Source organism: Streptomyces griseoluteus, from assembly GCF_004784465.1.
GTDB classification, from domain to species: domain Bacteria; phylum Actinomycetota; class Actinomycetes; order Streptomycetales; family Streptomycetaceae; genus Streptomyces; species Streptomyces griseoluteus.
In genome coordinates this window covers 66,417-88,426 of the sequence record NZ_SRRU01000011.1, presented here as the reverse complement: position 1 = coordinate 88,426, position 22,010 = coordinate 66,417, and the positions used below count along the sequence as shown (strand labels likewise).

Here is a 22,010-nt window from a genome sequence, read left to right as displayed (position 1 = left end):
GGGGACTCGCTCAGGAGGGCGCCTGGTCCTCGCGCGCCCGGCTGGGCTGCACCCGCTTGGGTTCGCCGGGCATCTTCGGGTACTCCGGCGGGTACGGCAGGTCGCCCAGCCCGTGTTCGGCCTCGTCGCGGCGGGCGAGGTCCAGCAGGGCGTCGAGGGAGTAGCGGTGGTCGTCCATGTCGGCGTGCACATCGCCCAGTTCGGCGAACCGGCGCGGCATGGTGACGATGTCGAAGTCGCGGGGCCGGGCGTCGGCGACCTCGTCCCAGCGCAGCGGCGCGGAGACGGTGGCGTCGGGCAGCGGGCGCACAGAGTAGGCGGAGGCGATGGTGCGGTCGCGGGCGGTCTGGTTGTAGTCCAGGAAGATGCGCTCGCCCCGCTCCTCCTTCCACCACTTCACCGTCACCTGGTCCGGCATCCGGCGCGCCAGTTCCCGGCCGACGGCGATGGCCGCGCGCCGCACCTGGGTGAAGGTCCAGCGCGGCTCGATGGGCACGAAGACGTGCAGGCCGCGCCCGCCGGAGGTCTTGGGCCAGCCCCGCAGACCGCCGAACTCCTCCAGGACGGACCGGAGTTCGAAGGCGGCGCGGACCGCGTCCTCGTAGCCGGTGCCGGGCTGCGGGTCGAGGTCGAGGCGGAGCTCGTCGGGGTGGTCGACGTCGTCGCGGCGGACCGGCCAGGGGTGGAAGGTGAGGGTGCCGTACTGGGCGGCCCACACCGCGGCCGCCTCCTCGGTGGGGCACATCTCGTCCGCGCTGCGGCCGCTGGGGAAGGTGATGTGGGCGGTGGGGATCCAGGACGGCATGTTCTTCGGTGCGCGCTTCTGGTAGAACCACTCCCCCTCCAGGCCCTCCGGGTAGCGCTGGAGGGTGGTGGGGCGGTCCCGCAGGGCGCGCAGCACACCGGGGCCGACCGCCGCGTAGTACTGGGCGACGTCGAGCTTGGTGTAGCCGTGCGCGGGGAAGAACACCCGCTCCGGGTGGGTCAGCCGTACGGTCCGGCCGCCTACCTGAAGTTCCACCGCATCGCCCATGCGGCCACCGTAGGCGTACCCCGCGCGGCCCGCACACCGGGCGCCGGCGGGTGGGGGCGCGCAGAATCGGCGTATGGACCTGCCGGTGATGCCGCCCGTGAAGCCGATGCTCGCCAAGGCGGTGGCGAAGATCCCGCCGGGCATGCACTACGAGGCCAAGTGGGACGGCTTCCGGGCGATCGTGTTCCGCGACGGCGACGAGGTCGAGCTGGGCAGCCGCACCGGCAAGCCGCTGACCAGGTACTTCCCCGAGCTGGTGGCGGCGCTGAAGGAGCGGCTGCCGGCGCGCTGCGTGGTGGACGGGGAGATCGTGATCGCACGGGACGGCCATCTGGACTTCGACGCGCTGACCGAGCGCATCCATCCGGCGGACTCACGGGTGCGGACGCTGGCCGAGCGGACCCCGGCGTCCTTCGTCGCCTTCGACCTGCTGGCGCTGGACGACCACGCCCTGCTGGACGTACCGCTGACCGACCGGCGGGCGCTGCTGGACCGGGCGCTGGCCGGAGTGAGCCCGCCGGTGCATCTGGCGCCCGCGACGACGGACGTGGAGGAAGCGCGCCGCTGGTTCGAGCAGTACGAGGGCGCCGGTCTGGACGGGGTGGTCGCCAAGCCGCTGACGGTGCCGTACCTCCAGGACGAGCGGGCCATGTTCAAGGTCAAGCACGAGCGGACGGCGGACGTGGTGGTCGCCGGGTACCGCCTGCACAAGAGCGGCCCCGTGGTGGGCTCGCTGCTGCTCGGGCTGTACGACGACGAGGGCGCGCTCCAGCACGTGGGCGTGGCGGCCGCGTTCACGATGAAGCGGCGCGCGGAGCTGGTGGAGGAACTCGAGCCGCTCAGGATGGACGACGTGAGCGGGCATCCGTGGGCGCGCTGGGCGGAGGAGGCGGCGCACGAGACGGCCCGGCTGCCGGGGGCGCCGAGCCGCTGGTCGGGCAAGAAGGACCTGTCCTGGGTGCCGCTGCGCCCGGAGAAGGTCGCGGAGGTGGCGTACGACCACATGGAGAACGGCCGCCGCTTCCGGCACACCGCCCGCTTCCGCCGCTGGCGTCCGGACCGCACTCCCGAGAGCTGTACGTTCGCCCAGCTGGAGGAGCCGGTGCGCTACGACCTGGCGGAGATCCTGGGTGCTTCTCCCGAGGCGTGAGCCGGCTTCAGCCGCCGAGGTGTTCCAGCGCTCCGCTCGCGCGGGCCACGAGTCCGTCGGCGCCGCACGCCTGGGCCAGGTCGAGACCGCGGGTGAGTTCGGCGCGGGAGCGGGCGAGGATGCCGTGCTCGACGCGGGCGGCGGCGTGCTCGTACTGGCACGGTGACGCCTCCAGATAGGCGACGGCCTTGGCGGCGAGGCGTTCGGCGCGCGGGCCGGTCTCCAGGGCTGCGGCGCAGCGCAGGGCCTCTCCTATGGCGGTGTCGGTGCCGAACCGCTCGGCCTGGCGGCGGGCGTCGGTGACGAGCCCGCGGGCCCGTTCCGGGTCGTGCGGGGCGAGGGCGCGGGCCAGGTCGACGGCCCACGGCGCGAGCACCGGGTTGTGACCGCCGCGGGAGGCGGCGGCCTTCTCGGCGGCCTCCAGCTCGTTGATGCCCTCCTCGGTCCGGCCCACGGCGAGCAGCAGGCGTCCGCGTACGGAGCGGATGTCGGGCAGCACGATGGTGGACGGGTAGGGCGGAGCGAAGCCGTACTGCTCGGCGATGGTCCACGCCTGGGCGACATGGCCGCGGGCGAGCAGGATGTCGACCAGGCCGCAGGTCGCCGACCAGTACAGCGGGAGGCCCCGGCCGACCCGCTCGGCCAGCCGGAGCGCCTCGCGCAGCGCGGCCTCGGCGTCCTGCAGCTTGCCCTGCCTGCGGTAGGCGAGGCCGAGGTAGGCGTTGGCCATGGAGAGGTGGCCGCCGTGCCAGCCGGCGCGGGTGTAGGCGCGCAGGGCCTCGGAGAAGAGGCTCTCGGCGCGGTCGAGCCGGTCGGTGTGGGCGTAGGCGCTGCCGAGCATCATCAGCAGCTCGACGCCCCACTCGTCGTCGGTCCAGCCGAGGCCGGGGGCGAGGCGGCCGTTGACCAGGGCGCGGTCGCACAGCTCGACCACCAGCTCGGCGTTCTCGCCGTGGGTCATGGCGTCGAAGCCGCGCAGGATCAGCAGGGCGCGCTCGGAGTTGTCGCGTCCGGTGCAGGTGGCGGCGAGTTCGGCCAGGCGCCGGGAGCGTTCCGGGGAGACGGTCTCGCCGTGCACGGCCTCCCAGGTGAACTGCACGGCCTGGAGCCGCATCCGTACCGGGCCCGGTTCGTGCCGGTCGGCCTCGGCCTCCACGGTACGGACGGCCTCCTCCAACTGGTCGTTGTGGAGCAGGGCCTGGGAGAGCCGGATGGAGGCGTCCACGCGCTGGGCGCTGTCGAGTCCGGGGGCGGCGAGGGCGTCGCGCAGGTGCTCGATGGTGAGGGCGGGCGCCGACAGCAGCCTGGCGCGGCCCAGTTCGTACAGCACCTGCGCCCGCACCTCGGGCAACGGAGGTTCAGCCAGGGCGCGTTCGAGGCAGGTGCAGGCGGCGTCGGGGGCGCCGACGGCGAGGTGTTCGCGGGCGGCCTCGCGCAGTTGCTCGACCAGGGTCTCGTCGCCCTCGGGGTGCACCCTGAGCAGGTGGCGGGCGGCCTCGGCGGCGCTGCGTCCGGTCTCGGCGACGATGTTCGCGGCGATGCCGTGCATGGCGGTGCGCATCGCGTCCGTGATGGAGTCGTAGACGGCGGAGGCGATCAGGGGGTGCACGAACTCCAGGGTGACGTCCTGGGGCTGGGGCGTGGCCGGGTCGGGGACGACCTCGGCGAGGATGCGGGCGTCGCAGAGCAGCTCGGCACAGCGGGCGGCGGTGCCGGCGTCCATCATGGCGAGCCGGGCGACCAGGCCGACCGGGCTGCCGGTGCCGAGGATGGCGGCCGCCCAGGCGAACTTGGTGGGCTCCACGCCGAGTTCCTGGAGCCGGCTGACGAGTCCGCCGCCGCGCGCGGAGCGGTTGAGGTCGCGCAGTTCGGCGGCTCGGTCCTCCCGGGGCTGGAGTTCGCGGTCGCGGACCTTGGCGAGGAGTTCGACGGTGTCGTAGGCGTTGCCGCCGGTGACGGCCCAGACCTCGCGGCAGAACGGGTCGTCGGCCTGCGGGCCGACGGTGGCGCGGGTGAGTCCGGCGGTTGCCTGCGGGGTGAGCGCGCTGAGGTTGCTCACGGGGCGGCCGGCGGCGGCGATCTCGTCCAGCAGGCGGGCGCTCTCGCCGTGGGCCTCGCCGGGCCTGCGGGCGACCACCACGAGCACGGGCAGGTCGGCCAGACGCTCGGCGAAGGCGGCGAGCCAGCGCAGCGTCTCCAGGTCGGCCCAGTGGGCGTCGTCGACCAGGAGGACCAGCGGATAGGTGCGGGAGGCGAGGCGGCGGACCGCGTACACGAGTCCGTCGCACACGTAGCTCGGGTCGGGGCTGCCCTCGCCGGGCTCCACGATGCCGAGGGCGGGGCCGGAGATGTCGTACCAGGAGCCGAGGTAGTCGCGGGCCTCGTCCTGGGTGAGGGCGGCGAGCGCGGGCTGGAGGAGCTGGCGCAGGACGTGGAACGGGACGGACTTGAGGGTCTCGCCGGCGCGGGCCGACCAGACCACGCAGCCACGGCGTTCGGCGATGCGGCGTATCTCGGCGAGCAGGGCGGTCTTGCCGAGTCCGGCCTCGCCACGGAAGAGGAGGAGGCTGCCGGCGGACTCGCGGTCGGCGCACAGCAGCTCGATCGCCTCGGTGACGGCGGCGATCTCCGCTTCCCGCTCCCACAGATAGCCCGAGGCGACCGCCTGTGGCCGCTCCTCCGTCATCCCGTTACCTCCGCAGGTGGTCCGAACGGCGTACGAAGAACGAGCGTAGCCGTCCGAACGGGCCCTTGGCGCCCGCTCCGGGCAGGTGTTGCCCCGCTGGGTGAGCCGGGTTCCGGCCCGGCTGACGAACACCCCTCCCGACCGGCCGGTTTGTGCCCTTGCGTACGTCAACGCTGTTCATCACGGCACTTATTGACCAGGAATCGGATAAACCTGTGAATCGGTACCGGGGCTCGGGGGGCCCGTGGGCGGGTGCTCTCATCCGGCTTTCACCGACTCCTCATACGGTATGCCCATGACGCAGGTGACTCCTCCCGGCTGGTATCCCGACCCCGGACAGACGCACGACGCTCCGCCCACCGAGCGCTGGTGGGACGGCAACGCCTGGACGGCCGAGGTCCGTCCGGCCGGGACGGCCCAGGCCGCTCCCCCGCCCGCGCACCCCCCGTACGCCTACGGTGGATACCCCCCGCAGCCCCCGGCCGGGAACCGGCGCGGACTGCGCACCGGCATAGCCGTCGCGGCGGCGGCCGCGGTGCTGGCGTGCGTCGGGGTCGGCGTCTACGCGCTGGCCAAGGACCCCGGCGGGGGCGACCGCGCCGACTCGCGCCCCCGGCAGGGGCAGGAGCGCCGCCAGGAGGGACCGGGCGACCCGCAGGAGTCGCCGTCCCCCGACCGGTCGGCCGCGCCCAAGGTGCGCGGCGGCGGCACCCTGCTGGACCCGGTCAACGGGATCAGCATGCCGGTGCCCGAGGGCTGGACCGGCCAGGCGTTCGCCATCGGTGCCCAGGTGACCTCGGACAAGTCCTACAAGTGTCCCGGCGACACCTCCAAGAACTGCACTGCGGGCGGCGCGTACTCGGCGCCGGCCCGTGTGCTGGGCACGCGCGGCGAGACGGCGGAGGCGGTCGCCAAGGCCGATGTCGCGGCCAACGCCGAGGAGTCGTACGGCGGGAACTCCTACGGCGGCATCACCTCGCACCAGGTGCTGGCGTCGCGGGCGGTGACGGTGGCCGGGCAGAAGGGCTATCTGGTGCGCTGGAAGGCGGTCACCAGCAAGGGCGCCGACGGCTATGTGGAGTCGGCCGCGTTCCCCTCGCCCGCCGATCCGAGCCGCATGCTGGTGGTGCGCTTCGGGCTGGACGTGGGGCAGTCCACGGCGGTGATGGACGAGATCCTCAAGGGGATCAGGGTGTCTTCCGGCGGGGGCTCCGGCCAGGACGTCTGAACCCGGCCCGCTGAAGAAGTCCGCCGAAGAAGTCCGGGCCGGGCGGAATTCCCCTCCGCTCAAGGGGAACCCCGCCCGGCCTGGGCGTGCGCCGCCCCCGTCCCCACGGTGCGGCGCGTCCAGGTCACCGTTCAGTCATCCCGTGAACGGCGGCCTGGGGTCTGTACCGGCCTACTCGGCCGGATTCCTCGTCAGGCCGAGCGCCGGAAGCACGACGGCCTCCACGAACCCTGCCAGGTAGTCGGCGTCGGCGTACTGCCCGCACAGCACGGGACGCACGCGCAGGACGCCGAACATCATCGCCGGTACGTACTCCAGCGCGGGGTGGCCCGCCGGGACCTCGCCCCGCGCCACGCCCCGCTCCAGCATCTCCTGGAGCGCGGCGATCTCCGGGTGGACCAGCGCCTCGCGCAGCGCCTCGGCCAGTTCGCGGTCGTCGGTGAGGGCGTGCCCCAGCGACTGGAGCAGCCGGGTGTCCTTGCCCGACCAGTCCCCCGCGGCCCGCGCGGCCTGCCGCAGGTCCTCGGTGAGCGAGCCGGTGTCGATACCGGCGAACCGCACCCTGCGGCTGGCGCGCAGCGCGGCGGCGACGAACTGGGGCTTGGTCTTCCACTGCCGGTAGAGCGTGGACTTGCTGCACCGGGTGCTGGCGGCGATGCCCTCCATGGTGACGGACTCGTAGCCGCAGTGGCGGATCTGGTCGAGGACGGCGTCGAAGAACTCCTGCTCACGCTCGGGCGTGAGCTTGGAGCGGCGCGAAGCGACGACCGTCTCGGGTTCGTCCGCGGCCTGCGACGTCATACCTGGCTTCCCCTCACTCGTCCCCGGTGTGTGCTGCCTGATTCCAGTGTGTCGCACTGTACCGATACGGCAGTGTACCGGTACTCGACCGTATCGGTACACTAGCGTATCGGTACGCAAACGTATCGCTGAGTTCGGAAGCCGTCCGGACCCAGCACGCACCACCGTCAGTGAAGGGGGCCGGGGGATGAACGCCCGATCCGAGCCCGCCGGAACGGAACCGGACTCAACGGTCCGGCCACCGCTCCTGCGGGAGTTCCTGCTCGTCGCGGGGCTCTTCTTGGTCTACAAGCTCGGACGGCGGCTCGCCGACGGCCACACCTCGGACGCCTTCCGCGACGCCCACCGGGTCTGGCACCTGGAGCGCACCGTCCATCTGCCGTCCGAGACGGACGTCCAGTCGGCGCTGCTGCACGGCGACGCCCTGGTCCACCTGGCGAACACCTACTACGCCACCGTGCACTTCCCGGCCACCGTCGCCTTCCTGGTCTGGCTGTATCTGCGCCGCCCCGCCCACTACGTCCGGGCCCGCCGGGTCCTGGCGCTGGTGACGAGCGCGGCGCTGGTGCTGACCTTCACCTTCCCGCTGGCCCCGCCGAGGATGCTCAGCGGCACCGGCCTGCTGGACACCGCCCGGATATACGGCCCCTCGGTGTACGGGCCGCCCGCCCGCGACCACCTCTCCAACCAGTTCGCCGCGATGCCCTCGCTGCACTTCGGCTGGGCGCTGATGGTGGCCGTCGGCCTGATCGCCGCCACCAGGTCCCGCTGGCGCTGGCTGTGGCTGCTGCACCCACTGGTCACCCTGGCGGTGATCGTGGGCACCGCTAACCACTACTGGCTGGACTCGATCGTGGCGACGGCCCTGCTGGTCACCGCGCTGGCCCTGATCCCCGCCCCGCACCGCACCGCGGGACCGCGGAACGCGGGCACCGCCCGGCTCCGGCTCCTTCCGCAGGACACCGCGCTCGCGGGACCGGCCCGATGAGCGGCGCGCTGCCGGTCGCCATCGGCCTGTCCCTGATATCGGCCGTCGCCTACGCTTCGGCGGCCGTCGCGCAGGAGCGCCTCGCTTCCCGGAACTCGGACGCGGGCCTGCTGCGGATGCTGAGCACCGGCGCCTGGTGGTCGGCGGTGGGCCTGAACGCGGGCGCCGCCCTGCTGCACGTCGTCGCCCTGCGGTACGGCCCGCTCACCGTGGTCCAGCCGCTGGGCGCCCTGACCCTGGTCGCGGCGGTGCCGCTCGGCGCGCGGGCGGCCGGACGCCGGGTCACCGCGCTGGAGTGGCGAGGTACGGCGCTGACGCTGCTCGGGCTGGGCGCGCTGCTGACGGCGGCCTCCGGTCCGGCGCCCCAGCGGGCGCTGAGCCTGCCCTCGGCGCTGGCGGTCGCCGCCACGACCACCGCCGTGATCGGCACCCTGAGCCGCCCCGGCGCCCGGCCGGGCCTCAGGCACGCGACCGCGTCCGGGTTCGCCTCGGGTGTCGCCTCCGCGCTCACCCAGACCGCGACGGTGGCGGCCACCGAGGGCACCGGCCCGGCGCTGAGCCCGCTGGTGATCGTGGTCGCGGTGCTGGTGGCCGCGTTCGCCACCGGCGGGCTGCTGCTGTCGCAGACGGCCTACCGGGGCGGTCTCGGTGCCCCGCTCGCGGTGGTCACCCTGGCCAACCCGCTGGCCGCCTCGGTCATCGGCCTGACCCTGCTCGGCCAGGGTCTCCACGGCGGCGCCGTCGGCATCCTGCTGGCCCTCGCCGGGGCGGCCCTGGCGGCCCGGGGCGTGGTCCTGCTGACCCGCGCGACCCCGGCCACCGCGTCCGTGCCACCGCCCGCGCCGGGAGCGGACGACGAGGAGCACCCGGTGGCGGCGGTGCTGGCCCTGGAGCCGCACACGGCGACGCGGGAGCCGAGGCTGACCCGTCGGCGGTCGAGACCACGGCGGCTGACCCGGTTGTAGCCGGGGTCCGAAGCGGCTGCAGACGAGAGGGCGGCCGGCGCGTGACGCGCCGGCCGCCCTCTCGTACGTCTGCCCGGGGACTCGTCAGCCCAGGCCGCGCGAGTCCTGCTTCAGCGCGGTGTCCACGGTGAGCGCCGTCGCCACGACGAGGCTCCGCAGCGGCTCGGACAGCGGGCGGTGGATCTGGAGGACGTAGTTGTCCGCCGTGGTGAACAGCGTCTTGGCCAGACCTTCCCAGGTCTTGGTGATACGGGCGATCTCGGTGCCCTCGTGGTCCACGATGGCGAAGTTCCAGGCCCGCCAGTTCTCCGCCTTGATCGCGCCGACCTGGTGGCCGTCCACGTTCATGGCGAAGTTGATCTTGCCGATCATGTTCTGCTGGACGATCTCACCGACCTGCGAGCCGTCCGGACGGGCCACCAGGACGCGCGACTTGAAGATCTTCGCCGGGCGGGTGAGCAGCAACTGCGGCTGGCCCTGGGTGTCCCGGATCTCCAGCCGGTGGGGGAGGAACTGGTCCCAGCTCGACACGAAGCGCAGGATCTTGCGGAGCACGCCCTGGCCGACCTCGACCACGGCACCGAGGTCACGGCCGTTCTGGTCCATGACCTTGTACTCGTTGGTCAGCTCGATGAGCTTGGCCTTCTGGTTCACCACGAGCACGGGCTCGGTGAACAGGGTCCCGCCGGGTGTCGGTTCCGTACCGTCCGCGCCGGGGTGGGAGCCTGAAGAAACGTTCGATTGCGTGGTCACCGGGGCACCCTACCGTGGCTTGAACCGTACCTGACCATTCTGTTCCGGGAACGGGATATTCCGCTCCGGCTCCTCGGCGAGGAGGACGCGGGTCAGCTCCTCGATGAGGGCTCGGCGCTCCTTCTCGCGGCGGACCCGGGCCTGGGTGAGCTCGTGCTCGGCGGCCTCCCGCTCATCGGTGGTACGGGCGCGCAGCAGGGCCAGTTCGGTCCGCCGCCGCTCCCGCGCCTGCTCCTCGTCCGCGCGCCGGCCCGCATCGCGCTCACGCCGGAGGCCCGCCAGGTGGTCGTGGAGGGCCACGTCGTAGGCGCTGATTCCGGCCATGAACTTCACCAGGACCGGCAGGGAGTCGAACACGAGCAGCAGCAGATGGAGGACGACGGCGAAATAACAGGGGTAGAACGCGCTCGTCATGACGGCCCAGAGGGCCTCGGCGCGGTCGAGCAGACCGGTGTCGCGCAAGTCCCGCGCCTTGTCCGCGCGTTCGGCCCGCGCCTTCTCCATCACCTTGGCGCGGTACTCCTCGGTGGACTGCTTCATCCGGCCGGCGAGGGTGTCGAGCCTCCTCCGCAGCTCCGTCGCCTTCGCGCGCTCCGGGTCGATGTCATTGCCCGAGCTGTACGCGGCAGCCTGCCTGCGGGCGGTCTCGCACTGCTCGGTGACGGTCCAGCCATTGGACACACGCTTGTAGTTCTTCCGGGAGCACAGCTCGTTGGAGTCGGCGTTCAGCTTCGCCTGCTGCCGGTCGACGTCGGCGACATGCTCGGTGAGCTTCCCCAACTGGTCCTTGACATCGGTGATCTGGTTCCTGAGCGCCACCGGGGCGCCGCGCACCCCGAGTTGGTACTCGCCGCAGTCCGCACGGTCCAGGGTTGTCGTACCGTCGACCGGATTGCAGGCCAGCAGACGGCCGTAGTACGTCTGGACCGCGCGGTCCCGGCCCTCGGTCAGGTGCTTGTCCATCTCGGGGGCGAACACCTGGAACAACAGGGGCTCGGCCAGGGCCAGTCCGATCAGGATGGACAGCAGGAGGCGCGGCAGCAGGGCCCGGTTGCGGGACCGGCCGATCTTGCCGTGGGTGCTGGAGACCAGCCAGCTGTCGACGAGGTAGACAAAGGCCGTCCACACCGCCCCGGCCGCCACCATGACCCACACCGAGGCGCCCTGCAGGAGCGCGTCCAGGGCCACGGCCGCCGAGATACCGCCCAGCAGCGCGGTGGCCAGCACGATGCCGCCGTAGCGGGTGTAGACAGGACGCTCGGACGGCACCGTGTCGAGGACCGGCTCGTAGACGCCTATGCCGGCGCGCAGGAGGCGGCCGGGACCGCGACGGCCGGGGGTGTGCGGGTCAGTAGCCATACTCCTCCCTCCCCACGTCACCGATGTCGGACGGGTTGTCCTGGCCGTCGTCCTCGTAACGCTTGGCGCGGGCCTCGGCGGGCGGGGGGCCGGAGCGGGGCGCGTCGTCGGCGCCGTCCGTCCTGGCCCGGCCGGGCTCGTCGACGCGCTCGCCGGCCTCGACCTCCGTGCGGACGTCGTCCGGGCCGCTCTGGATGGTGCCGCCGATCAGCTCTTCCAGCAGCCGCTGCATGTCGATGGGCATGGTCGCGGTGTGGCCCTCCTGGACCAGCCGCTTGTACAGCTCGAACTTCATCTCCTGGCGCCGGTCCGCCCGTTGCCGGTCGTCGCGCTCCTTGCGCAGGGCGTCCTCGCGGCGCTGCTGGTCCCGGCGCTGGCGCTCCTCACGGCCGGCCTCCAGCTCGCGGATCTTCTCCTGACGCTCCACCTCCCAGCGGCGGTCGGCCCGCTCGGTGTCGGTGCGCAGATCCTCGCGCCACAGGTTGGACAGCCGCTCCAGCAGGGCCCGTTCGGTCTCGTCCCGGCGCTCCTCGGCGTCCCGCAGATCGCGCTCGGCGCTGCCCAGCCGGTCGGCGAGCTGCTCGGCGGTCAGCTCCTTGCGCCGGTAGGCCCGCCACAGGGCGAACCGGGAGCCGAACCGCTCCTCCTGGCCCACGTCGAGCGCCTCCTGCTCGCGTTCGTAGGCGGCCCGCTGCTCGGCGAGGTTCAGCTCGGCCTCCTGCTCGCGCCGCTGGAGCTCTTCCTGGTGCTGCTGGGTCAGCAGGGCGAGTTCCTGCTCGTGCTCCTGCTTCCGCTTGGTGCGCTCCTGGGCCACGGCCTGCTCCACGGCCTCGCGCTGCCGCGTGAACTCCAGTTCCGCCAACCGCTGCTGCAGCTCGCGCAGTTGATCCGGGGTGAGGAGGTCCACGCTGACGAGTTCGACCGCCATGCCGGGCAGCCGGGGCGGCTGGGCGAGGGCGAAGGCGGTGACATTGGCGCAGATCCGCTTGGTGACCTCGGCGAGCTGCGCGTCCCCGTGGGGCACGTACTCCCCCGCCAGCGCCGGGCAGCCCTGGAGGTAGGAGACGAGCGCGGCGGAGGCGTCGGAGGGGCCGCCCTCGCGCATCAGCTCCACGGAGTCCTCGGCCGTGCACCGGAAGCGGACGCGTACGGCGCAGTCGGTGCCGTCGGCCGAGGGCACCGTGATCATTGCCTCCACCGGGACGTCCCGGCGCCGGTCGACCACGGCCACCGAGGTGGCCCGCACCGCCGTCTCCGAGCGGAGGTCGAGGTCGCCGTGGCTCTCGACCCAGTCCTCCCCCACCCGGTACACGGCGACCTGGTGGGGTTCGAGCCGGGGCAGCTCCGAGCGCTCGCGCCGGGCGGTGCCCATGCCGCGCCAGCCACGGGCGGCGGGTGGTTCCAGGGTCCGGGTCGAGACGACCGGATATGGTGCGCGCGACGCGTCGCTCATCTGAACACCTCTCATCACTTGCACAGTTCGTCCAGCAGGGCACGGATCGCGTCCTGCGGTTGCTTGCCACGGGTGAGCCGCGTCAGGTCGGTGCACAGCGCCCACCGCTCCCTGGAGTCGGTCACCCGTTCCCGCAGCCCCCGGCCGAGGGCGCGGCCCATGTCGACGGTCGACCCGGTGAGCGTGGGCAGCGCGCCGAGGTGGTCGGCGAACGCCTTGAGGGACAGGCCGCGCAGGGGGCGGTAACAGAACGCCTTGGCCCACAGGTCCAGCAGCGCTCCGCCGCGCTCGGGGTGCAGCACGAAGTGGCGCAGGGCGACAGGGCGGCCGGAGGCGTCGCGGATGCAGAGGATCATCACCACGACCCGGTAGGTCAGCGACTTCAGCGGGGTGCGGCCGGAGGTGGCCGCGTGTTTGCCCAGCCGGTACGTAAGCAGGTTGAGCACCCGTGACGGGTCCTCGTCGTGGTAGACGACCAGTGCGAACAACTTCGCCAGCGCGGCGGCGGCGGTGCCCTGGCCCGCCTCGTTGGCGATGAGGTGCCACAGCCACTTCACGGCGTCCGAGGGGAAGCGGACCCCCAGCCAGCCGCTGAAGGCCAGCGCGGCGGTGCCCCGCAGCTCGGGCGACTTGGAGCGTGCCCAGCCGCGCGCGATGTCGAGGGCGGAGGTGTCCAGGCCCAGGTCGCTCTGGCACATGTACCAGAGCACATAGACGGCCATGGCCTGCCCGCGCTGCCCCGCATGGCCCTGGGCCCAGGGCACGAGGTAGTTGGTGACGACCTCCTCGAAGTCCTTGGTGGCGAGCATCGCCAGCCCGGCGGCCAGCGACACCTCGAACTCGTCACCGGCGACGGTGCCGGGCGGACACGGGGCGTCCGGCTCGTTGAGCACGCCGCTGAGCCACTTCTGCACACCGTTCCAGAACTCGGAGCCGAAGAGGCCGCACAGCACGATGAACACCCAGCGCCGGTGCGAGGGGGTGGCGAACTCCACGACCTCGCGAACGACGGCGCCCATCGGCACCTGGCGCAGGGTCAGCAGCTCGATGTCGAGCATGGCCCGACGGCTGTCGTACAGCGCGGACTCCGCCCCGCCCTCCCGCTCGGCCATCAGGTCGGTGCCCTTCTGCGCGGCACCGGAGGTGACCGGACCGGAGAAGGCGTTGGCCTTCCCGCCCGCCCCCGACTGCGCGAACTGGCGGCCGACATGGCCGTCGAGCAGCGCGAACAGTTCCTCACAGGCACGGATGCCGTTGCCGGCGGCGAACGCCACCGTGGTGACCTGGAGGACCTCCCGCATGGTGCGGCCGGGCGCGTGGAACCAGCGCCGTACGGTGTCGTAGGTGCCGGTGTCGTAGTCGTTCCACACCTCCTCCGGAGCGCCGCCGGCGCGGATGCCGTCGGCCACCTCGGCGGCCTTGGCGACGGGGCAGTTGACCCGGATGAGCTTGATCGCCTCGGCGATCGTCTCCTCGGCGACCCCGCCGAGCCGCAACCGGAGGCGGAGCACGTCCTCGGTGGCCGGAGCGGCCCAGGGCACATGGCTGACCGCGGTGGGCAGCCGGTGCTCCAGGCGGGGCCGGGTGGTCACCACCAGGTGGGCCCTGCTCACATGGACGCGTTCGCGCACCCGGCGCCAGGCGAAGTCGGCCTGGGCGTCGCTGAGGGAGCCGTCCTGGACGCCGTCGAGGACGACATAGCCGTTCCCGGCGTCGAAGACGCGGTCCGCGAGCTGGTCGAGGGTGGTGTCCGGGGACAGCACGATCACCCGGCCGTCTCCGGCCATCACCTGCTTCAGCAGGGCGACGGCACCCGAGCGCCGGCCGGTGCCGGACTCGCCGATCAGGGTCACCACATGGTCGACGCGGAGGGCGCCGAGGGCGTCCGCGAAGGCGTCGGGCTTGGCGTAGCTCTCCAGCAGGAGGGCGATCTCCTCGTGCCGCATGGGCCCGGTGGCCTTGGAGACGGGGACGGCGCCCGCGATTCCCGTCACGCCGCCCCGGCCGACGTTGCCGTACAGGTACTGATTGACCGTGGTGTAGGTGGAGTGGACCGCGGACACCTGCTCGTCGGCCCTGCCGGCCGGCGCGGCCTCCGCGGGAGGCGTGCCTTCCGGTGAGCGCATGGGTTCTCCGCTCGGTGCCTCCTGGACGCCGGGCTCGGCGGGCCGCGGGCCGGATTCCGGGATTCCCGGCTCGCGCGGCGCATCAGCGGTCTCTTCCGCCTCAGCGGTTACGGAATTCCCAGCCGCCGCCTCTTCGTCGCGTACCGGGCTCGCGGATTCCCTTTTCGTAGCCCCCGGCGCTTTATCCATGCTGGGGAGTTTCTCGACTCCCGGTGTTTTCCAGGTTCCGGAGGCGGGCGGTATGGAGCGGTTCACCTCACCGTACGGGGACGGCCCGGACGGTGCGTTCCCGGGGATCGGGGACTCGCCCTTCATGAGCGGTACTGATTCATGACGCCGATGACGGGACCGTGGACCGGGGCCTCGAAAATCATGCCGGTTTTCTGGGTGGGAACGGGCGTCTGCGCGGGAGCGGCCGGCCACTCGGGGGCGGGGGCCGCGGGGGGTTCGTCGGCGTCCAGGGGCCCGAGCGCGTGCACGTCTCCGCCCAGGACCCTGATCCACACCGCGTCGTCGAACTCCTTGGACCGCACCCGGAACTCGCGGAACTCCTCGGCGCGCAGGGTGGTGTACGCACCGCCGATCACGGTGTGGAAGACCTCGCGGGAGACCGCCGTGGCCAGCACCGCCGCCGGGCTGAGCCGCAGGGCCTCCCGCAGCGGCCCGCAGTCCAGGATGCGGGCGGTCTCCACCGCACCCCGGTCGGAGAAGCCGCCGCGCGCCGGGACGGCCACGCCGTAGTGGAAGGCGGCCCGCAGCCGCAGCCGGGCCCCGGCCTCGCGGCCGTCGTTGACGTCACGCAGGCCGGAATCCAGGTGACGGACGAAGTCGTCCACGAGCACCGGCTCGGACTCGTCGGCGCCCAGCACACTGAAGGCGGAGTCCCCCGCGAACTGCGTCTGCCATCCCTCCCGCTCGAAGCCGACCTCCACGGCCGCCTGGTCCAGCACATGATGGATGGCATCCTGCATCCAGTGCTGACGCCTCGGATGGCTCCGGCCGTACCCTTCCGCGTCCACCGAGAAGAGGGGGCGGCGCGAGAATCCTTTCATTCGATTCATGTTCTATTCCTTCGGAAACGTGATCGAATCCCGCGCGTCGGAACGCCTCGATCGAGATGGGGCAAGCAGCATTACAGTCCCGCCCATCGACGGATACCTCTGTTGCGAAAACGAGACAGAAACAACTTCGGGTCCGGTGTTGTTTCGACAGCCACGGAATACGTCGTATCAGTCGGCGCGGCCCGGAACCCCGTACAAATACGGGATGCTGGCTCCTTTCCCGGAACCCGTCGAATTAGGTGGTGGCCCCCGCCCCGGCGCGGGTTACTGGTCGCACCCCGGCTCGGGGCTCGCGCGTTACCGAGGAGACGGCATGACGCACCAGACGCAGGACGGACTGCAGGACGCGGCCGTGATGCTGACGTCGCTTCAGACCACCCACCAGCTCGCCGACGGCAAGGCCGGGGTGCTCGCCGGGGTGCAGGCGGCCCTGGTGGTCTCCTTCGGGCCCTGGGTCCGTACGGCGCGCTCGGCGTGGGCGCATCACGCCGCGAGCGGGGTCCTCCTGGACTCGCTGGTGGTGCTGTTCGCGGTGGCCTTCGTGACCGGGGTGGGGTGCCTTGCGCTGGTGCTGCGGCCCCGGCTGTGGCGGCCGGCGTCCTTCAACCGGTTCAGTGTGCGCGCTCTGTCGGCCGTCACCGCCGCGCCGGGCGCGCGGCCGGGGCCGGAGGGGGCGGAACTGTGGGAGGCGTGCCGCTTCCTGGCGGCGATCACGGTGACGAAGTGCCGTTACGCGGCAGCCGCCATCGCGTGCACGGCGGCGATGGCGATCACGGCGGGACTGTGCGTGCTGCTGCGGGCGTTCACCGGCTAGAGGCCGCCTTCGAGGTCCGACGGGAGCAGCCGGGCCTCCTCGCGCAGCAGGTCCAGGTCGAGGACGGTCGTGGTGCGGTAGCCGGTGACGATCAGCTCGGCGTCCCGAAGTTCCTTGAGCGCCTTGTGGACGGTCGGCTCGGCCGCGCCGGTGAGGGCCGCCAACTCCGGCTGGGTGAGGGTGAATCCGAGTTCCACCCCGTCGCGGCCGGGTCGACCGTGGCTCGCCGCGAGGTCGACCAGGATGCGGGCCAGCCGCTCCTTCACGTTGTAGCCGCGGAACTCCAGGCGCCGGTTGTTGGCCCAGCGCAGCCGCTCGGAGACGATGCCGGTCAGCTCCACGGCGGCGTCGGGACGCCGGAGCAGGAAGGCGCGCAGGGTCTCGTGCGGTACGGCGCGCGCGGTGACCGGCCCGCACGCCGTGACGGTGGCCGTGCGCGGCATGGCCCCGACCGCCGCCATCTCCCCGATGATGTCGCCGCCCAGCCGGATCGCCAGCAGGGACTCCCGGCCGTTCTGCGCGGTCGCGGTGACCTTGGTGAAGCCGGTGAGCAGCAGCAGGCTGTGCCGGTCGGTGTCGCCCTGGCGGACCAGCAGGTCCTTGGCGTCGAAGCGGCGCGGGCGCCCGAGCGTCAGCAGGTCCTCGAGCGCGGCCTCGGTGAGTCTGCCGAGGTAACTGCCGCGCGGCCAGTTGGACTCGGGGTCCGCGTCCCGTGAAGCTGCGTAGGTCACGACTCGACGATAGGCGTTCGGCCGGCAACCGGCATGGGTCCGGACGCACCGTAACCCGCTCCCCCGGTCGAGGAGCGGGCCGGTGCGGGGGTTCGGGTCAGGGGGTCTGGTATGCCTCCACCTCGCTGAACTGCCCGGCCGGCCAGCCGGTGTTGCCGGTGACGGTCAGGCGGAGGTGGCGGAGGCTGGTGCCGCTCGGGAGGGAGACGGTGACGGTGTTGCCGGTCACCGGGTCGAAGCGGTAGTCCTTGGCGGCGGCCACGGTGGTGAAGTTCGAGCCGTCGGTGCTGCCCTGGACGGCGATGGTCTGGGTACGGGCGCCCCAGGCCGAGGACGGAGGCAGCTTGAGCACGACGCGGCGGACCGGGTAGGCGGAGCCGAGGTCGGACGTCCAGGACTGCGGGAAGGCGTTGTTGGCCGACTCCCAGTAGGTGTTGGCGTCGCCGTCGGCCGCCTTGCCGGGGGTGTAGATGTCCTGGGACCCGGTCGCGGTGGCCGGGCGGCCCTTGACCAGGTTGCGGCCCGGATCGGGCTCGGGGTTGCCCTGGCCGGGCTGGGGCCAGGTGGCGCAGTCCGACCAGGTGCTGTTCCAGCCGGAGTTGCCGCCGCCGTCGGTGAGGGCGAAGGCGCCGGAGTTCGCCGGGTAGGGGCAGTTGTAGATCCCGGCGACGCCCACCTGGGTCGCGGTGACGTTCTTGAAGGTGGCCGCGCCCTGCGCCTCGGCCTGGACGACCACGGTGCCGGTGTTCCTCACCGTCGCGCCGGTCACGTTGACGTTGCGCACCGGGTAGCCCTGGCCGCCGCCGGACACGAACTCGAAGGCGGAGTACGGGCTGTCGGTGATCGTGGTGTCGGTGATGTTGACCGTGGCGTTGATGGCGCTGTCGTAGGAGTCGACACGCAGCGCGCCCATCGGATGGTTCCAGTTGGGGTTCAGGGCGCCCGTGCGGACCAGGGTGTTGCCCGAGACCGTGATGGTGCCGGCCAGCGGGGAGAAGGGATCGAGGAACTTCTGGTTGGAGATGGCGATCCCGCTGCCGAGGGCGTTGGTGTCGGAGACCAGGTTGTTCTTCACCGAGATGTCGGTGCCGCCGTAGATGGCGATGCCGTTGGCGAGGTTGGGCTGCGAGATGGTGTTGTTCTCGAAGCTGGAGTTGGTGTCGGGGGCGTAGAGGGACCACATGGCGAGGGAGTCGTCGCCCTGGTTGCGCAGGAAGTTGTTGCTGACGCGCACCCCGCGGGCGTTGCCGTTGAGGTTGAGGCCGTCGGCGGTGGTGTCGAGGATGCGGTTGTTCTCCACGACCAGGTTGTCGTTGTTGCCGAGCAGCCACAGGCCGACCTTCATGTGCTGGACCCACATGCCGGACACGGACGAGTTGGGGCCGAGCGAGCCGTTGACGAAGTTGTCCGGGCTGGAGTCGACGCGCTCGGTGACCTCGCCGATGACCGCGAAGTCCCGCAGGTGGACGTTGCCGGCGGAGCTTGACTGGTCGATGAAGCGTGAGGTGTGCACGACCGAGTACCAGTGCCCGGCGCCGCGCAGCGTCACGTTCTGCACCCCGCTGAGCGAGGACGTGATCCGGTAGTCGCCCGGCGGAATCCACACCGTGCCGCCCTGTGCGGCCGCGATGGCGTCGCGGAACGCCTGGGTGGAGTCGCCGCCGCCGCTGGGGTCGGCGCCCTTGGACACGACGGACACCGAACCGGCGGGCTGGGTGGCGGCGGCCGCGGCCTGCTCGAAGTCGGCCACGTCCACCGTGACCTGGGTGCCGGTGGACTCGAAGGCGACCTTGTCGCCCGCCTGGACGTTCTGGCCGAGCAGGAGGCGGGCGTTGTCGAAGAAGTGGTGGGTCTTCGAGCCCGGTATCCAACCGGTGTCGATGTAGCTGTACTTGGAGGTCACGGGCAGCGTCCTGGCGATCCGGGTGCCGTTGACGTAGACCGCGAGCGAGCCGGACTGGCCGTCCGGGACGCTGTAGGCGACGTTCACCGCGTTGGCCGCGCGCGGCACGGTGAACTCCACGCGCTGCCCGGAGTTGAGGCGTACGGCCTGCCGTCCGGACGCCTCCGAGGCGAGGCTGCCCTGGGTGTGGTCGGGGCCGATCTTGCTGCCGGTGGTGCCCGCGGACTCGGCCTCGACGGAGGTGAACGGGAGCGTCGCGCCGGAGGCGGCGTGCGCGGCCGGGGCGACGGCGACCGTCATGCCCGCGGCGAGGGCGACGACGGCGCCCAGGGCGGGCAGGCTCCTGAGGTGTCTGGCGGTGCTGCTGCTGTGCATGTGCTGATCCCTTCAGTGGTGGGGGTGCCGGGGATAGCAGGTGCGGGGGTGGGGCGGTTCAGGCGCGCAACCAGACCGCCGTGTCCTGCGGCAGCCGGCCCGACTCGTCCAGCGGGCCGCTGCTGAGCAGGAGTTCGGAGTGCGCGGGCAGTTCGGTGGCGGTGGCGGCGAGGTTCACCACGCACAGGGCGCCGTCGGCGCGGGCGAAGGCGAGGACGCCCTCGGGGGCGGGGAGCCAGGTCAGCGGGCCCTCGCCGAACGCGGGACGGGCGACGAGCGCCTCGCGGTACAAGGTGAGCATGGAGTGCGGGTCGCGCTCCTGCCGGTCGGCCGCGTACGCCGCCCAGTCCGCCGGCTGCGGCAGCCAGGGCTCCTCGCGCGAGCCGAAGCCCGCGTAGGGGGCGTCGGCGGACCAGGGCAGCGGGACCCGGCAGCCGTCGCGGCCGGGGTCGGTGCCGCCGGAGCGGTGGTGCATCGGGTCCTCGATCCGGTCCACCGGGATGTCCGCCTCGGGCAGGCCCAGTTCCTCTCCCTGGTACAGGTAGACCGAGCCGGGCAGGGCGAGGGAGAGCAGGGCGGCGGCGCGGGCGCGACGGGTGCCGAGCGCGAGGTCGGTAGGGGTGCCGAACGCCTTGGCGGCGAAGTCGAAGCCGGTGTCGGCGCGGCCGTAGCGGGTGACGGTGCGGGTGATGTCGTGGTTGCACAGCACCCAGGTGGCCGGGGCGCCCACGGGAGCGTGCTCGGCGAGGGTGGAGTCGATGGCCGCGCGCAGCCGGTCCGCGTCCCAGGGGCAGGACAGGAAGGCGAAGTTGAAGGCGGTGTGCAGTTCGTCGGGGCGGAGGTAGCGGGCGAAGCGCTCGGCGTCGGGGAGCCAGACCTCGCCGACGAACACCCCGCCGTACTCGTCGGCGACCGCGCGCCAGGAGCGGTAGATGTCGTGGAGTTCGTCGCGGTCGACGAAGGGGTGCGGGTCGGGGGCGCCGGCGAGGTCGGGCAGGCCGGGGTCCTTGGCGAGCAGGGCGGCGGAGTCGATACGGACGCCCGCGACACCGCGCTCGAACCAGAAGCGCAGGATGTCCTCGTGCTCGCGGCGAACGGCCGGGTGGGCCCAGTTGAGGTCGGGCTGCTCGGGGGTGAACAGGTGCAGGTACCAGTCGCCGTCGGGCAGCCGGGTCCACACCGGTTCCGTGGAGCCGACGAACTGCGACGGCCAGTCGTTGGGCGGGAGCTCGCCGTGCGCGCCGCGTCCGGGGCGGAAGTGGAACAGTTCACGCTCGGGGCTGCCGGGGCCGGCGGCGAGCGCGGCCCGGAACCAGGGGTGCTGGTCGGAGACGTGGTTGGGCACGATGTCGACGATGGTGCGAATGCCCAGCTCACGGGCCTCGGCGATGAGCTTCTCGGCCTCGGCGAGGGTGCCGAAGGCGGGGTCGACGGTGCGGTAGTCGGCGACGTCGTAGCCGCCGTCCTTCATCGGGGACAGGTACCAGGGGTTGAACCACAGTGCGTCCACGCCGAGTTCGGCGAGGTAGGGCAGCCGGGCGCGGACCCCGGCGAGGTCTCCGGTGCCGTCGCCGTCGCCGTCCGCGAAGCTGCGCACGTACACCTGGTAGATGACGGCCGAGCGCCACCAGTCGGCCTGCCTGCGGGCATGGGTGGGCTGTGCCACGGTGCGTGCCCTTTCTGTCGAGTCTGTCGAGGGGGCCGGGTCAGCCCTTGGTGCTGCCCGCGCTGATCCCGGCGATGATGTGCCGCTGGAACACGAGGAAGAGCGCCACCATGGGGATGCTGGCGATCACCATGGCCGCAACGAGCACGGTGAGCTGGATGTTCTGCGACAACTGGACGAGGGCCACACTGATCGGCTGCTTGTCGGTGTCGGAGAAGACCATCAGCGGCCAGAGGAAGTCCTGCCAGACGGCGACCAGCGCGAAGATGGAGACCACGCCGAGCACCGGGCGGGACATGGGCAGCACGACCGACCACAGGGTGCGCAGCTTCCCCGCGCCGTCGATCTCGGCGGCCTCCAGCACATCACGGGGCAACTGGTCGAAGAACCGCTTGAGCAGGTACAGGTTGAAGGCGTTGGCGACGGCCGGCAGCCAGATGCCGAGCGGGTCGTTGAGCAGGCTGGTGTGGATCAGCGGCAGGTCGGCCGCGGTCAGGTACTTCGGTACGACGAGCGCCTGCGCCGGGACCATCAGGGTGGCGAGGATGCCGCCGAGGACCACGTTGCCGAAGGCGGGCTTCAGCTTGGACAGCGCGTACGCGGCGGCCGTGCAGAACACGAGCTGGAAGGCCCAGGCACCGGCCGCCTGCACCACGGTGTTCCACAGGTGCTGCGGGAGCTGCATCAGGTCCCAGGCATCGGTGTAGCCCGTCAGGTGCCAGTGCTCGGGGACCAGGGTGGGCGGGGTACGGGCGATCTCGTCCGGGGACTTCATCGCGCCGGACGCCATCCAGTACACCGGGAACAGGAAGGCGAGCGCGAACAGGACGACGACGGTCCCGAACACCGTCCAGTACAGGGCCCTTCCCCGCGGACGGGCGAGGGTGGCCGGGGAGATGAGGGTACGGGTGCTCATGT

Annotated in this window: 17 protein-coding genes; 5 read left to right on the top strand and 12 right to left on the bottom strand. The window is 72.2% G+C overall.

Features of this window, described 5'->3' with window-relative positions:
• Nucleotides 1–10: 10 nt before the first annotated feature.
• On the bottom strand, nucleotides 11–1,033 hold the full coding sequence (gene ligD / locus E5082_RS26985; RefSeq protein ID WP_135793862.1) for a non-homologous end-joining DNA ligase: 1,023 nt from the start codon (nucleotides 1,031–1,033) through the stop codon (nucleotides 11–13).
• 73 nt (nucleotides 1,034–1,106) lie between these two features.
• Here ligD and E5082_RS26980 point away from each other — a divergent pair, with 73 nt between their 5' ends.
• The gene (locus E5082_RS26980; protein ID WP_135793861.1) at nucleotides 1,107–2,183 is read left to right on the top strand and encodes an ATP-dependent DNA ligase; all 1,077 of its coding nucleotides are present in this window, start codon (nucleotides 1,107–1,109) and stop codon (nucleotides 2,181–2,183) included.
• Nucleotides 2,184–2,190: 7 nt separating this feature from the next.
• Here the strand turns inward: E5082_RS26980 and E5082_RS26975 are convergent, their stop codons facing one another.
• A complete protein-coding gene (locus E5082_RS26975) occupies nucleotides 2,191–4,869 on the bottom strand; it encodes an ATP-binding protein (protein ID WP_135793860.1) in 2,679 nt (892 codons plus the stop codon).
• Nucleotides 4,870–5,164: 295 nt separating this feature from the next.
• Between E5082_RS26975 and E5082_RS26970 the strand changes: the two genes are divergently transcribed.
• Entirely contained in the window at nucleotides 5,165–6,097 is a 933-nt protein-coding gene (locus tag E5082_RS26970) for a DUF2510 domain-containing protein (protein WP_135793859.1), read from the top strand.
• 171 nt (nucleotides 6,098–6,268) lie between these two features.
• Here the strand turns inward: E5082_RS26970 and E5082_RS26965 are convergent, their stop codons facing one another.
• Nucleotides 6,269–6,898: a TetR/AcrR family transcriptional regulator gene (locus E5082_RS26965; RefSeq protein WP_135793858.1), complete on the bottom strand. Its 630-nt coding sequence runs from the start codon at nucleotides 6,896–6,898 to the stop codon at nucleotides 6,269–6,271.
• Between the two features lie 187 nt (nucleotides 6,899–7,085).
• Between E5082_RS26965 and E5082_RS26960 the strand changes: the two genes are divergently transcribed.
• Nucleotides 7,086–7,886 carry a phosphatase PAP2 family protein gene (locus E5082_RS26960; protein ID WP_135793857.1) on the top strand — a complete coding sequence of 267 codons (801 nt, stop codon included), beginning with the start codon at nucleotides 7,086–7,088 and terminating at the stop codon, nucleotides 7,884–7,886.
• Complete coding sequence (locus E5082_RS26955; protein WP_135793856.1) at nucleotides 7,883–8,851, top strand: DMT family protein; 969 nt, start codon at nucleotides 7,883–7,885, stop codon at nucleotides 8,849–8,851. The genes E5082_RS26960 and E5082_RS26955 overlap by 4 nt, the downstream gene beginning before the upstream one ends.
• An 84-nt stretch (nucleotides 8,852–8,935) precedes the next feature.
• Here E5082_RS26955 and E5082_RS26950 read toward each other — a convergent pair whose 3' ends face one another.
• The 5 genes from E5082_RS26950 to E5082_RS26930 all read right to left on the bottom strand — a co-directional run bounded on the left by E5082_RS26950 (nucleotide 8,936) and on the right by E5082_RS26930 (nucleotide 15,603).
• Nucleotides 8,936–9,604, bottom strand: a complete 669-nt coding sequence (locus tag E5082_RS26950) for an LURP-one-related/scramblase family protein (RefSeq protein WP_135793855.1) — start codon at nucleotides 9,602–9,604, stop codon at nucleotides 8,936–8,938.
• 9 nt (nucleotides 9,605–9,613) lie between these two features.
• Nucleotides 9,614–10,963 carry a DUF4407 domain-containing protein gene (locus E5082_RS26945; RefSeq protein ID WP_135793854.1) on the bottom strand — a complete coding sequence of 450 codons (1,350 nt, stop codon included), beginning with the start codon at nucleotides 10,961–10,963 and terminating at the stop codon, nucleotides 9,614–9,616.
• Entirely contained in the window at nucleotides 10,953–12,416 is a 1,464-nt protein-coding gene (locus E5082_RS26940) for a coiled-coil domain-containing protein (protein WP_135793853.1), read from the bottom strand. Before E5082_RS26940 ends, E5082_RS26945 begins: the two co-directional genes overlap by 11 nt.
• A gap of 14 nt (nucleotides 12,417–12,430) precedes the next feature.
• Nucleotides 12,431–14,542, bottom strand: a complete 2,112-nt coding sequence (locus tag E5082_RS26935; RefSeq protein ID WP_135793852.1) for a hypothetical protein — start codon at nucleotides 14,540–14,542, stop codon at nucleotides 12,431–12,433.
• Between the two features lie 311 nt (nucleotides 14,543–14,853).
• Nucleotides 14,854–15,603 carry a hypothetical protein gene (locus tag E5082_RS26930; protein WP_135793851.1) on the bottom strand — a complete coding sequence of 250 codons (750 nt, stop codon included), beginning with the start codon at nucleotides 15,601–15,603 and terminating at the stop codon, nucleotides 14,854–14,856.
• A 313-nt stretch (nucleotides 15,604–15,916) separates the two neighbouring features.
• Between E5082_RS26930 and E5082_RS26925 the strand changes: the two genes are divergently transcribed.
• The gene (locus tag E5082_RS26925; protein ID WP_135793850.1) at nucleotides 15,917–16,417 is read left to right on the top strand and encodes a Pycsar system effector family protein; all 501 of its coding nucleotides are present in this window, start codon (nucleotides 15,917–15,919) and stop codon (nucleotides 16,415–16,417) included.
• Here E5082_RS26925 and E5082_RS26920 read toward each other — a convergent pair.
• From E5082_RS26920 to E5082_RS26905, 4 genes are all read right to left on the bottom strand, one after another.
• The gene (locus E5082_RS26920; protein ID WP_135793849.1) at nucleotides 16,414–17,148 is read right to left on the bottom strand and encodes a Crp/Fnr family transcriptional regulator; all 735 of its coding nucleotides are present in this window, start codon (nucleotides 17,146–17,148) and stop codon (nucleotides 16,414–16,416) included. The two genes, E5082_RS26925 and E5082_RS26920, sit on opposite strands and share 4 nt — an antisense overlap.
• Nucleotides 17,149–17,245: 97 nt before the next feature.
• Nucleotides 17,246–19,426, bottom strand: coding sequence for a discoidin domain-containing protein (locus tag E5082_RS26915; protein WP_135793848.1), 2,181 nt, complete (start codon nucleotides 19,424–19,426; stop codon nucleotides 17,246–17,248).
• Nucleotides 19,427–19,484: 58 nt separating this feature from the next.
• Entirely contained in the window at nucleotides 19,485–21,092 is a 1,608-nt protein-coding gene (locus tag E5082_RS26910; RefSeq protein ID WP_135793847.1) for a glycoside hydrolase family 13 protein, read from the bottom strand.
• A 40-nt stretch (nucleotides 21,093–21,132) separates the two neighbouring features.
• Nucleotides 21,133–22,008 (bottom strand): carbohydrate ABC transporter permease, encoded by an 876-nt coding sequence (locus E5082_RS26905; protein WP_135793846.1) that lies wholly within the window; start codon nucleotides 22,006–22,008, stop codon nucleotides 21,133–21,135.
• Between the last annotated feature and the right edge of the window lie 2 nt (nucleotides 22,009–22,010).

Excerpts from the sequence above, each read along its gene's own strand:
- E5082_RS26930 (WP_135793851.1), bottom strand. The coding sequence starts at position 15,603 with ATGAATCGAATGAAAGGATTCTCGCGCCGCCCCCTCTTCTCGGTGGAC.
- E5082_RS26940 (WP_135793853.1), bottom strand. The coding sequence starts at position 12,416 with ATGAGCGACGCGTCGCGCGCACCATATCCGGTCGTCTCGACCCGGACC.
- E5082_RS26955 (WP_135793856.1), top strand. The coding sequence starts at position 7,883 with ATGAGCGGCGCGCTGCCGGTCGCCATCGGCCTGTCCCTGATATCGGCC.
- ligD (WP_135793862.1), bottom strand. The coding sequence starts at position 1,033 with ATGGGCGATGCGGTGGAACTTCAGGTAGGCGGCCGGACCGTACGGCTG.
- E5082_RS26975 (WP_135793860.1), bottom strand. The coding sequence starts at position 4,869 with ATGACGGAGGAGCGGCCACAGGCGGTCGCCTCGGGCTATCTGTGGGAG.
- E5082_RS26970 (WP_135793859.1), top strand. The coding sequence starts at position 5,165 with ATGACGCAGGTGACTCCTCCCGGCTGGTATCCCGACCCCGGACAGACG.
- E5082_RS26980 (WP_135793861.1), top strand. The coding sequence starts at position 1,107 with ATGGACCTGCCGGTGATGCCGCCCGTGAAGCCGATGCTCGCCAAGGCG.
- E5082_RS26925 (WP_135793850.1), top strand. The coding sequence starts at position 15,917 with ATGACGCACCAGACGCAGGACGGACTGCAGGACGCGGCCGTGATGCTG.
- E5082_RS26965 (WP_135793858.1), bottom strand. The coding sequence starts at position 6,898 with ATGACGTCGCAGGCCGCGGACGAACCCGAGACGGTCGTCGCTTCGCGC.
- E5082_RS26960 (WP_135793857.1), top strand. The coding sequence starts at position 7,086 with ATGAACGCCCGATCCGAGCCCGCCGGAACGGAACCGGACTCAACGGTC.
- E5082_RS26935 (WP_135793852.1), bottom strand. The coding sequence starts at position 14,542 with ATGCGCTCACCGGAAGGCACGCCTCCCGCGGAGGCCGCGCCGGCCGGC.
- E5082_RS26915 (WP_135793848.1), bottom strand. The coding sequence starts at position 19,426 with ATGCACAGCAGCAGCACCGCCAGACACCTCAGGAGCCTGCCCGCCCTG.
- E5082_RS26905 (WP_135793846.1), bottom strand. The coding sequence starts at position 22,008 with ATGAGCACCCGTACCCTCATCTCCCCGGCCACCCTCGCCCGTCCGCGG.
- E5082_RS26945 (WP_135793854.1), bottom strand. The coding sequence starts at position 10,963 with ATGGCTACTGACCCGCACACCCCCGGCCGTCGCGGTCCCGGCCGCCTC.